Below are 11,759 nucleotides of genomic sequence, written 5' to 3'. Positions count from 1 at the left end.
TGGCGGAGGGGGAGAGATTCGAACTCTCGGAAGGCTATTAACCTTCGCCGGTTTTCAAGACCGGTGCATTAAACCGCTCTGCCACCCCTCCGCGTTGGACGTCATATTAGGTGCCCCGACTTTTTTTGTAAAGTGCTTTTCTCTCGCTTTTAATCCGTTTGCTCAGCATTTGTGCAAAGTGATTACTTTTTGCTAATTTTCTGCTCATTTCCGCGCTATTAGAGCTTAAATAACTGAGCTAGCGAAGATTAAACTGAACAAAAACTGACAGCCCTGCCGCTGTTGATTACAATAGCGCTACAACAGATCAGGACCTTCTCTGTCATGAATAAAAAACGAATTTATGTCGCCTACACGGGCGGAACTATAGGTATGCAGCAATCCAGCAATGGTTTTGTACCGGTGCCCGGCTTTTTATCCGATACAGTCAAAAGCATGCCTGAGTTTTATCGCTCAGAAATGCCGGAATTTGATATCCACGAATATCATCCAGTCATAGACTCCTCAGATATGACTCCCGCACATTGGTTAGAAATTGCCACAGATATACAAAGCCATTATGCCGACTACGACGGTTTTGTTGTGCTGCACGGCACAGATACCATGGCCTACACGGCTTCGGCCTTGTCTTTTATGTTGGAAGATTTAGCTAAACCGGTCATAGTGACGGGTTCACAAATCCCCCTAGCCCAGTTGCGCTCGGACGGTCAGGTGAATTTACTTAATGCGTTATATCTTGCCGCTTATTATCCAATTGCCGAAGTAGCCCTGTTTTTTAACAACAAGCTTTTCCGAGGCAACAGAGCAACAAAGGCGGACGCGGATGGCTTCGACGCCTTTGCTTCTCCGAACTTTTCTCCGCTGATTGAAGCAGGTATTCATATCAATTTAATCGCAGGGCATCTGGCTTCTACCGCTGTGACCAAAGCATTAAAAGTTGCGCAAATCACCCCTCAGCCGATCAGCGTGGTGACACTGTATCCGGGTATTAGTGCTGAAGTGATAAAAAATATGGCAGCCGCTCCGATCAAAGCATTGATCATTAAATCTTACGGTGTAGGTAATGCGCCACAGCAAACAGAATTACTGGACGCCCTAACGGAAGCCTCTAAACGCGGCACTATTATCGTTAACTGCACCCAGTGTTTTAAAGGCAAAGTGAATATGGGGGGATATGCCACTGGTAATGCACTTCGAGCCTGCGGTGTGATCAGCGGTTACGATATGACACTGGAAGCCACCTTAACCAAACTGCATTATTTGCTCAGTCAACCTTTAAACACCGAGCAGGTAAGGCTTTTTATGCAACAAAGTTTGCGTGGTGAGTTAACGCTTTAAAAGCGCTGTGTTTCAACATAAAAAAGCCAGCTTTCGCTGGCTTTTTCGTATGCAGCATTTGCTTTACGCAAATACTGCTTTTAAACGTTGCACTAAGCCCTGCTCTTCTACTTTTACAACGCCAAAACTTAACCAACGTTTTAATAAAGCATCTACAGTCAAACTTGTGCCAGTATTGTGTTTATCAGACAAAAGTTGCAGTTGCACTTGTGCTTTATCAGCCGCAACACAGTCTTTGCCACTGATAAGCTCAATGGCCGTTGTTAACTGCGCGCGAGTCAACTGCTGCTCCTGACCTTTAGCAAAGTCTTCGCGAAAACGCGCAGGAATAGCATCAGCTGTCACATCAGCTTGTTCAAGCGCAGCAAACAGTTGCTGATAACTGGCATTAAACGCTGAGTGTTCCAATGTCTCGATTTTCTGCTGTACTTCGGCTAACAACTGCTGCTTTTGCTGTAACAAGCCAGATTTGGCAGGCAGTTCCAGCGCTTTTAATGCACTTTGACCAGCATGCAATTCTGACAGAGTAACAGCCTGAGCACACAAAGTTGTGACTTCAGCGAATTGAGTTTCAGCAAGCTGCTGTTGCTCAGTCCATTGCTGTTCCTGCTGTTGTTTTGCAGCCGTCTTATTGGCAAAGATCTGATCACACGCCAAACGGAACTCAGACCAGAGTTGCTGGTCGGTTTTTCCGGCAAAACCGATTTGTTTCCAGTCTTGCTGTAATTTTTTAGCACCTGCCACAGCTTCATCGACAGATAGTGTCAATAACTGTTGGGCCTTTAAAATTAACTGCTGTTTTTCAGCTAAGTGTTGTGCATGTTGAGCGCGAACGCGAGCTTTGAGCTGATCAACCAGAGTTTTAAACTGAGCCGAAAGTTCTTTATAAAGCGCTGATTCTGTAGGACCGCTGTCACGCCAGCTCTTTTGTAAAGCAGTCAGTTGACTGTCAAAGCCTTTGTCCATAGATTTATCCAGCATAGCGGCTAAATCAGCCAGGATCTGCTGTTTAATCAGTGCATTTTGTTTACGCTGTTCGTCCAATGCAGCGAAGTAATCGCGACATGGTGCAAAGGCTTGCTCGCAGGCAAGGTTAAATGCCTGATTTAACTCTGCTTCCAGAGCCTCGTCAGCCCGGCCTAATGTTTGCCAGGTGGCTCTGGCCAGTTTGACCTGCTCTGCGCGTTGCGGCGCTTCTACATCAGTGGCCAGAGCCAAAGCCTGCATTTGAGCAACCAGTTCTTGTTTACGAGGCGTGGCTATATAGTTTTGTAACTCATTTAACTGCTGCAGTTGCACCTCAGCCGCCTGGTAATCCTTGGTCAGCTGTTGTTGCTGAGCCGGGGTTAATTCTCCATAACTTTGTTGGATACCTTTAAACAGACCAAACAGAACTTTATAGCGCCCTGCTTCATATAAACGTCTGAACTCTGTCAATTTTGAGCGAACAGACTTCATATTTTTATCCGCCTGAACAGCGAATTCAGTCATCAGAGGCTGCCACTGTGCGTTTAATTGCTGCTGAGCTTCGGCTAAACTTTCTGGCAACATAGCGCCTAAGGTTTTGCGGCCTTTATTCCACTCTTGTTGCCACTGCAGATATTTGGCTTCCACTTGCTGAAACTGTGTAGCATCCTCAGGCACACTAGCCGCTGACCAATCCGCCAATAGTCGGGTTAATTTAAATAATTGTTCGGCCTGAACAGGCAATTGCTGTAATTGACGATCAAACGCAATGATGGCTTTTTGCAATCCGGCCTTAACAGTAGCGGTCAGCTCACTTTGGGTCAACTGGTCAAGTAAAGCAGCCACCTGTGCAGCCAGGTGGTCAGTTTCATCCAACCTTCCTTCCGACATCAACACCGCCAACTGTTGTTGTAATGTGCCAAGTTGTGATTCAAAACCTTGTTGCTGTTTTTTCATCGCCTCAAGTTTTTGTTGTTGCTCCAACTTCTGTTGTTGTTCTTTTAACAGTGGCGCCCAGGAAGCTTCTGTAAGCGAATTGATTTTATTATATTTTTGAATCAAATCCTCGGCATCATCCAGCAGGGTCAGGTCTGACTGCACAGCGTCCCATTCTTGTTGGTATTGCTGCCATTTTTGCTGCATCTGGGCTAAATCGCCGCGTTCGCGCACCGAGTTTAATTTCGCCAACAGCAAGTTAACCACTTTGCGTACCTGAACAGGCTTATCTTTGGCTTGCTGTTGCTGTTGTAGCTGCAATTTCAACTCGCTGGCTAAAGGCTCAGCTAATTGTTTGCTAAGTTTTTCTAACTGCTTGGGTTCAGTAATGAGGGCCAGAAGCTGACGTTTTTGCTCCAGACTCAGAACATCCTGTTGTAAGTTAGCCAAAATGAGGTCGTTTTTCTTCAGACGCATAATCAGTGCAAAACGGATCTCTGCGTCAGATTCAGTCAGAGCTAACTTCTCTAAAATGCTACTTCTGTGGCACTCTTCAATAAACTGACGTTTTAACGGTGCTGAAATACGATTGTCCAGAATCATCTGGACCAGTTGAGTCTCTGCATAGTGTTTTAAACGATCTGCGTTATCCTGTTTACTTGCCTGCCACCATAAGGAAAACTCATTAAGCTTTTCTAACGCGGCGCGACGCACGGCTTCGTGGCCATCATTAAAGGCTAATTCATGCAAAATTTCTTTGTGCTGGGCATCTGCATTTAACCCGGCAATTGCCTGTTGTCGTACTGCTGCGTCTTTATGTTGCCATTTAGGCGCAAACCAACGTTTAAAGATCATCATGCGCAAACCTTGCTATTGAAGAGTCCTGGGGAAATTGTTTTTTCATTTCAGCTTTGGATTTGACGACCATCTGACCATCAGCACCAATGGTATAGGGTTCTGTCGATTTGAGTACATAGGCCTGATAGGCCATCACCAGTTGTTGAGTGTATGATTTTTGAGCCTCTGACATAGTTACACCATCAGCCCAGCGCCCTGTCGCTACCCTCTCTAACAAAGATTGATAAGTGTCTGGCGACATAGCCATTACAAGAGCTTTAAAATCCATATTAGTTTTTTCGCTTTAAATAAATCAGACGGGCACGGGCATAGATGTACCACAGGAACCCCATAGCTATCATGCCTTTGGAAACAATAGCTTCATAGCCTTCAGGCTCCAGAGCCCAAAAATAGAGAAAACAGAAGCCAGCCAAAAACAAAATCAAAGCCAGCATGGATTGATTTAGGGCGCCCTGCATCTTTTTATCTCTTGCTTCAATGGCTAAATGATATTTTCTCTCTGCTGACATGCCAGTCATATCTAACTGACAGTGCTGACAATTTTGGCTTTTATCCGAAATTTTTTTTGCGCAACGTGGGCAGGAAATAATTGCCATAGTAAAACCCTCTGAAAGTTATGGCGCACTATAAAGCAAAAGAACAAGTTTGCAAGCCAGCCCAGACTGGCTTGCACTATCTGCGAATACGGTCAACTCAGCGTAATTGATCAACGACAGCCAACACTGCCACTAAGCTGTCTTGTCCTAGTTTCATTGAGCGAACATCAGACCAACCGAAGTCTATGTCCGGTAAGTTAGCATTGTCTTTAAATGGCATCTCAAGCGTGTAAGACAAACACTTAAACTGTTCTGCAACCCAAGTGGAGGCTATTGTCAGGTTGGCTTCGCCTGGAGCATCCAGATCGTAACCGAATTCTGTCTGAAACTCAGGTGTTGCTAATAACAGCGCCTGTTTAAACACGGTTTCTAACTGCTGCAGTTTCGCATCATATGAAGGTATGCCTTCAGCTCCTGCAACAAAGTTATAAGGCAGATTTTCATCTCCATGCACGTCCAACAGCATATCAACACCAGTTTCTAGCATTTGCTGGCGAACTAAATAAACTTCAGGACTTTTTTCTAAACTTGGGTTTTGCCATTCCCGATTTAAGTTCACACCAGCCGCATTGGTCCTTAAATGACCCCGTACGCTACCGTCCGGATTCATATTTGGCACTATATAAAATACCGCTTTTTCCAGCAAAGTGCGGGCAACCGCATCGTCTTCATCCAGCAGTCGGTCTAACAAGCCTTCGACAAACCATTCAGCCATCGACTCGCCGGGATGTTGGCGTGCTGTAATCCAGATTTTTTTCTTGCCATCTGTAGGTTCACCTACGACCAACAAACTCATATCACGGCCATCCAAAGTTTGGCCCAACTCAAAGATTTGCGCCAAACCAGAGCTTTGCGCTGAATGCAGTAAATCCATGTGCCGTTCATAACTGTAAGGAGCAAAGTAAGCAAAATAAACTGATTCGGCTTCAGGGTAATGACTAATCACCAACTCGTCGTTCACCAATTGGGTCTCTACCCGGAACCAGGTCTGGCGGTCGTAGGATGCTACAGCCTGATAGCCTTTCCAGCCGTCAGGGTAAGCTGAATCTTTAACATTCACTATTCGAATAGTATGAGGTTCTGTGCTTTGAGAATGTAGACGGAAATGGAACCATTGATAGAAATCTGAATTGTGGTCTTTGCGTATTGCCAGCTGAATATCTGACGGTTCTTCAGCTTTAATGACTTCGATATTACCGCTGTCAAAGTTACAGGTAATTTTCATAACATATCCACTTGGTTAGAGTACAGGCGCAGCCTAAAGACTGTCTTAACGGAAGCAGCATCATATCATTAAATCTCTGACTGTTCAGCCGCGACGCATATTTTTGGGCGGGTAAAAAAAACAAAAGGCCGCACTCAGGCGGCCTCTTATAGTCTGTCAATCTATTTACTAATGGGTAAAGTCGGGTACTTAATACCAGCCATTTCATTCATTACCCTGATGACCTGAGTGCTGTAACCAAATTCGTTGTCGTACCATACATAAAGTACACAACGATCATCCTGAACTATTGTTGCCTGAGAGTCGACCACGCCGGCATAACGGGACCCCACTAAGTCGCTGGAAACAATTTCAGTAGAGCTGGTGAAGTCGATCTGGTCCTGTAACTCGGAAAACAACGCCACTTTTTGCAGATAGTTATTTAGTTCTTCCCTGTTTGTTGCCTTATTCAGGTTCAGTGACAAAATCGCCATAGACACATTTGGAGTTGGTACCCGAATCGCATTACCCGTTAGCTTGCCTTTTAATTCAGGTAAAGCTTTGGCTACCGCACTGGCAGCTCCAGTTGAAGTGATTACCATGTTTAAAGGTGCAGCTCGGCCACGACGCTCAGCTTTGTGGTAGTTGTCGATCAAATTCTGGTCGTTGGTGTAGGAGTGCACAGTTTCAACATGGCCATTTTTAATACCAAACTCATCATTCAGTGCTTTCAGTACTGGCGTAATAGCGTTCGTAGTGCAACTTGCAGCTGATACTATGCGATCAGCCGGCTGGATCATGCTGTGGTTCACGCCATAGACCACATTGTGAACTTCGCCTTTTGCCGGCGCTGTCAGTAGTACTTTTGCTGCGCCCTTTGATTTAAAGTGTATAGACAGTTCTTTGTCGTCTTTCCATATACCGGTGTTATCGACCACTAACGCATCATGAATACCATAAGCAGTGTAATCCACCAGCTCAGGAGAATCGGCATAAATCACTTTGATAAAAGTGCCGTTAGCTTTAATACCGCCATTTTCCTCATCTACTGTAATGCTGCCGTTAAAAGGACCGTGGATAGAATCGCGACGCAGCAAACTGGCTCGCTTCTCCAGATCGCCTTTTCGGCCTCCACGCACCACAATAGCTCTTAAACGCAACTTACTGCTCGGACCTGACCGTTCCAACATTAAACGGGCTAATAAGCGACCTATACGACCAAAACCGTAGAGCACTACATCAACTGGCTTAATTTGATCGTCGCGATGTAATATTTCATTTAACTGTTTTTCCAGGTACTGTTCTAAGCTCTGGCCTTCACCGGCGTTTTTATACAGGTAGGCGAAAGCCAGTTTGCCAATGTCTACGCGGCCTGGAGCTAATTCCATGGTCGAAATAGCTTCTAGAATCGGAAAGCTTTCCCTTAATCTTAATTTCTGATGTTCAAAACGTTCGACTGTTTTATGCGCCTTAATGATGTCGATCGTAGTCGCATTGACCAAAGGACGACCATAAACCACAACTTCAATGCCTTTATTACGGTACAAGCGACCTATGATAGGTTGCATGTTTTCAGCATACTCCTGACGTTCCTGCCAGCTGCGTTGATACTGTTCTTCATGTGATAGAGTCATGGTTTCGCCTTTTACGTCTTGTAGGTTCAGAGGTGTGCCTGTGGTCATCGCCACATTGAGGCAGGCGCATTGTAATTGAACATGTAATACTACGACAAGAATTACAAAAAGATTTTTTCTTAATTCTTCGTTATGCTGATCACAGAAGAGTCTGATGAGAAACTTATGAAATATCTTGCGTTAACCCTGAGTGTATTTATTTTGAGCGCTTGTTCGGAAGGCGAGCTAACCTTGCGCGCTGTATGCGAAAAAGAACCCGGGCTTTGCACTGACCTGAATGATGATTCGCATTGTAATTTGCAGCGTCGTGATTTGATCATGCAACGCTATCAAGAGAAACACTTGCCTTCGGATAAAAACAAATACCAGTTACTCCTTGATTTTGAAAAGTATTCAAAATGCATTGAATTGGCCGCAGGCATTGAACACATAAAGCTCAAGGAAAAAACCAGTACCCGAATGCTTGGTTATATGACCAGCCTGAAAGAAATAAAGCGTTTGAGTGACGAAACCGTCAGTTCAGATGACCCGCATCTGCTGTATTACCATTGGTCCAGGAATAAAAGCGACAGCCATCTGCAACGTTTTTTGCAGGCAGAACAAAATAAGCAGCTCGAAACACCTGAGCTGCAACTGGCCTTAGTCAGCTATTACAGTAAAAGAGACAGAGAAAAAAGTATCGAGCTGCTGCATCACGCCCTGGAGCTTTATCCGGCAGAACCCAAAGTTGATCCAGAGATATTTGCATCACTTACGACTATGTTTTATAAGAAAAAAGACTATGCCAGTTCATACCATTGGGCTTTGCTAGCCCAGCAGAGTGGCGCGTTTAACGTAGAATTGCAGGAACTGAAAATTTATCTGGATCAGGCGCAGCTTGATCACGAAAAAATTAAAGAAACAGCCGAGCACACTCAAGCTCAGCTGTTATTGGGGCATTTTACTCCGCCGAAGTTTTAACGTCCGGATTAAAAAGTAAAGACACTGAATTCACACAATAACGTTGCCCGGTCGGTGCCGGGCCGTCGTCAAAGACGTGACCTAAATGAGCGTCACATTGCTGACATAGAATCTCAATTCTATTCATACCGTGAGAAGTATCCTTTTCGTATTTCACCTGCCCCTTAATAGCTTTGCTAAAAGAAGGCCAGCCGCAGCCTGAGTCAAATTTGTCAGCAGAGTCAAACAACGGCTGCTGACAGCAGACACAATGGTAACTACCTGTCTCGTTGTTATGAAGTAAGATGCCACTGAATGGATACTCTGTACCTTTTTGCCTCGTCACTCTGTATTGTTCGTCATTCAGCAACTGACGCCACTCTTGTTCAGTTTTTTTCATTAGCTCCCCCTAAATTGGCGAACGGTAAAAAAAAGCCCCAACAGGGGCTTTTTTGTTATTTAATTTTTTGCATCGGCCTGTCAGTATGACTCCAGTCGACGTGAAAAGTTTTGCCCTTGGCTTTGTCCGTGCGCTCAAAGGTATGAGCACCAAAATAATCCCGTTGCCCCTGTAACAAATTAGCTGGTAATACCGCTGTGCGGTACGAGTCGTAATAACTCAGTGCTGAACTTAAAGCAGAGACAGGAATTCCCGTCATTGCAGCTTCGGCCACAGCACGGCGCCAGTTCATTTGATTGACAGAAATCTGCTTGGAGAAAAACGGGTCCAACAATAGGTTTTCTAAATCGTCATTCCGTTCGTAAGCTTCCGTGATGGACTGTAAAAACACCGCCCGGATAATACAACCGGCACGCCAGATTTTAGCAATCTCAGCAAAGTTTAACTGCCAGCCATGTTCTGCAGCAGCGGTTTTCATTAAATCAAAACCCTGAGCATAAACACAAATTTTCGCACAGTAGAGTGCGTCGTGTAATTGCTTAATCATCTGCTCTGCAGTTTGGTTAGTGCAATGTTCACGCACAGGGCCTTGTAACAAAGTGGATGCCAGTACCCGTTGCTCTTTTAACGTTGACATAGAGCGGGCAAAAACGGCTTCACTGATAGTAGGCGCTGGACAACCTAATTCCAGACTACTGACTGCAGTCCAAAGCCCGGTACCTTTCTGTCCGGCCTTATCCAGAATCACATCAACCAGAGGCAAACCAGTTTCCGAATCTTTAGTCGCCAAAACTTCGGCACTGATTTCCATCAGATAGCTGTTTAAAATACCCTGATTCCATTCCTTAAAAACGTCGGAAATCTGCTGAGCACTCATACCCAGAGCATCACGCATCACCTGGTAAACTTCACAAATCAGCTGCATATCGGCGTATTCAATGCCATTGTGTACCATTTTTACATAGTGACCGGAGCCACCTGGCCCAATGTAGGTGGCACAGGACTCACCTTCTGTAACCGGATTGCCAGGTTCATGCCGCTCCAGCGGACGACCTGTAGTCGGATCTACTTTAGCGGCTATGGCACGCCAAATCGGCTCAATACGAGTCCAGGCGTAAGGATCACCACTAGGCATCAGTGAAGGACCAAAACGGGCCCCTACTTCACCACCTGACACCGCAGTACTGAAGAAAATGAATTTTCCTTCGTAGTGTTTTTCACGACGAACCGTATCTGTCCACAGACTGTTGCCTGTATCCACAATAATGTCATCCGCTTGAATACCGGCATCAATCAGTTTTAAACAGACATCATCCACTGGCTTGCCAGCTGGCACAGATAAAATAACTAAATGAGGAGAAGATAAGCGCGATAGAAGTTCTGTATAGGAGCTGCAGCTAATGACCCGGGCTGGCTTATCGCCACGCTCGGCTTTATCCTGAGCTATAACAGCTTCCAGTTTTTTGTGGTCTAAATCAAAAGCGGCAACCCTGTAACCGTGATCAGCCAGATTTAAAATGAGGTTTTTCCCCATCACACCTGCGCCGACAAAACCTATATCACATAATACGGATGTCTCAGACATTTGATTTTCCTTTTAAAATCCGGCACTGCAAAAGTGGCCGCGATTATACTGGAAAACTTAACATAAAGAAAAAGCTCAGCTGAAAAAACTCAAGACCAAATGGATAAAGATCGTTCGCTTTGCAAATACCTGGTTCGGGTTGCTGCATTTTCCAGCGGTTCTCCCGTAATAAAATGAGTATCAAGCAACAATTTCCAGCTCTTTTTCGGTAAATCAACCTGGAGCGGTTGATCACTGGCATTGATAATTACCAGCATGGCCTGATGATCTTTTAAATGTTCAATCACAAAAACACAGTTGCTTTTATAAGGATCTGTCCAGTGCTCATCCTGCTTGATACTGCCATCAGCTAAATACCAGTTCACCTGATGTTTATCGCCATGCAACTGGTATTGATCATCCAATAGTGATAACTGCTGTAAACAACTAAACTCTTGCCGGATGCCTATCATTTTTTTCACAAACAACAGAAATTGGCTCGCTTGATAATCCAGTTCCCAATGCAACCAGCTTATTTCATTATCCTGACAATAGGCATTGTTATTACCCTGCTGGGTTTGACTTAATTCGTCGCCTCCGAGCCAGTGTACTATGCCTTGACTTAACATCAGGCTCGCCACCAGATTCCGCTTATGGCGGAATCTTTTGTACAGAATATCCTCGTCACTACTGTAGCCTTCAATACCGTAGTTCAAGCTCAGGTTATGCCCGTGTCCATCGCGGTTTTGCTCCGCATTTAACCAATTGTGTTTATCCTGGTAACTCACCATATCATGCAAAGTAAAGCCATCGTGATAACTGATAAAGTTTACGCTGCAACAGGCAGGTTTATGATGCTTTTGAAAAATATCTCTTGAGCCTAATAAACGTGTAGCAAAATCGGGCAGTTGGCCGGGATCCTGACGCCAGAATGCTCTGAATGTATCTCTGAATTTGTCATTCAGTTCGGACCAATGAGCAGGAAACTGTCCCAACTGATAACCAAAGGGACCTAAATCCCAAGGTTCAGCAATAAGTTTGAGCTGACTTAACACAGGGTCCTGAGCTACCACCTGCAAGAAAGTGGCATAAGCGTCAAATCTCTTGTGCTCACGGGCCAAAGTAACTGCCAGATCAAAACGAAAACCATCTACCTGCATTTCTGTGGCCCAGTAGCGTAATGCATCTAATACCAAACGCTGGGTCATAGGATGGGCTACGTTGAGGGTGTTACCACAACCGCTGTAATTGCAATTATGCTGATAGTCCGTGATATCAGCATGATTTTCAAAAAGGTAATATTGCCGGTTAGCCAAACCTCTGA

At 44.9% G+C, this 11,759-nt stretch carries 9 protein-coding genes, 1 tRNA gene and 1 pseudogene; 2 read left to right on the top strand and 9 right to left on the bottom strand.

Annotated features, from left to right (window positions below; all coding sequences use genetic code 11):
- Nucleotides 1-91 (bottom strand) — tRNA-Ser (locus LDL40_RS14580).
- Nucleotides 92-324: 233 nt separating this feature from the next.
- On the opposite strand from LDL40_RS14580, the gene ansA reads away from it, so the two are divergent.
- Entirely contained in the window at nucleotides 325-1,338 is a 1,014-nt protein-coding gene (gene ansA, locus LDL40_RS14575) for an asparaginase (protein ID WP_300996148.1), read from the top strand.
- A gap of 63 nt (nucleotides 1,339-1,401) precedes the next feature.
- Here the strand turns inward: ansA and LDL40_RS14570 are convergent, their stop codons facing one another.
- From LDL40_RS14570 to LDL40_RS14550, 5 genes are all read right to left on the bottom strand, one after another.
- Nucleotides 1,402-4,098 carry a DUF349 domain-containing protein gene (locus tag LDL40_RS14570; RefSeq protein WP_300996147.1) on the bottom strand — a complete coding sequence of 899 codons (2,697 nt, stop codon included), beginning with the start codon at nucleotides 4,096-4,098 and terminating at the stop codon, nucleotides 1,402-1,404.
- Entirely contained in the window at nucleotides 4,085-4,366 is a 282-nt protein-coding gene (locus LDL40_RS14565; RefSeq protein WP_300996146.1) for a YeaC family protein, read from the bottom strand. Before LDL40_RS14565 ends, LDL40_RS14570 begins: the two co-directional genes overlap by 14 nt.
- Nucleotide 4,367: 1 nt before the next feature.
- Nucleotides 4,368-4,694, bottom strand: coding sequence for a zinc ribbon domain-containing protein (locus tag LDL40_RS14560; protein WP_300996145.1), 327 nt, complete (start codon nucleotides 4,692-4,694; stop codon nucleotides 4,368-4,370).
- Nucleotides 4,695-4,791: 97 nt separating this feature from the next.
- On the bottom strand, nucleotides 4,792-5,919 hold the full coding sequence (locus LDL40_RS14555; RefSeq protein ID WP_300996144.1) for a M14-type cytosolic carboxypeptidase: 1,128 nt from the start codon (nucleotides 5,917-5,919) through the stop codon (nucleotides 4,792-4,794).
- A gap of 161 nt (nucleotides 5,920-6,080) precedes the next feature.
- Nucleotides 6,081-7,580 (bottom strand): glyceraldehyde-3-phosphate dehydrogenase, encoded by a 1,500-nt coding sequence (locus tag LDL40_RS14550; protein ID WP_367304336.1) that lies wholly within the window; start codon nucleotides 7,578-7,580, stop codon nucleotides 6,081-6,083.
- Between the two features lie 117 nt (nucleotides 7,581-7,697).
- Between LDL40_RS14550 and LDL40_RS14545 the strand changes: the two genes are divergently transcribed.
- Nucleotides 7,698-8,492, top strand: coding sequence for a DUF2989 domain-containing protein (locus LDL40_RS14545; protein WP_300996141.1), 795 nt, complete (start codon nucleotides 7,698-7,700; stop codon nucleotides 8,490-8,492).
- Here LDL40_RS14545 and msrB read toward each other — a convergent pair.
- From msrB to LDL40_RS14530, 3 genes and pseudogenes are all read right to left on the bottom strand, one after another.
- On the bottom strand, nucleotides 8,473-8,871 hold the full coding sequence (gene msrB / locus LDL40_RS14540; RefSeq protein ID WP_300996140.1) for a peptide-methionine (R)-S-oxide reductase MsrB: 399 nt from the start codon (nucleotides 8,869-8,871) through the stop codon (nucleotides 8,473-8,475). The genes LDL40_RS14545 and msrB overlap by 20 nt on opposite strands.
- A 55-nt stretch (nucleotides 8,872-8,926) precedes the next feature.
- Entirely contained in the window at nucleotides 8,927-10,456 is a 1,530-nt protein-coding gene (gene gndA, locus LDL40_RS14535; RefSeq protein WP_300996139.1) for an NADP-dependent phosphogluconate dehydrogenase, read from the bottom strand.
- A gap of 89 nt (nucleotides 10,457-10,545) precedes the next feature.
- Nucleotides 10,546-11,759: pseudogene (locus LDL40_RS14530) on the bottom strand (glycogen debranching enzyme GlgX); the annotation flags it as partial.

Source organism: Rheinheimera sp. (assembly GCF_020217005.1).
Lineage (GTDB): Bacteria > Pseudomonadota > Gammaproteobacteria > Enterobacterales > Alteromonadaceae > Pararheinheimera.
This window is presented reverse-complemented; position numbering and strand designations above follow the sequence as displayed.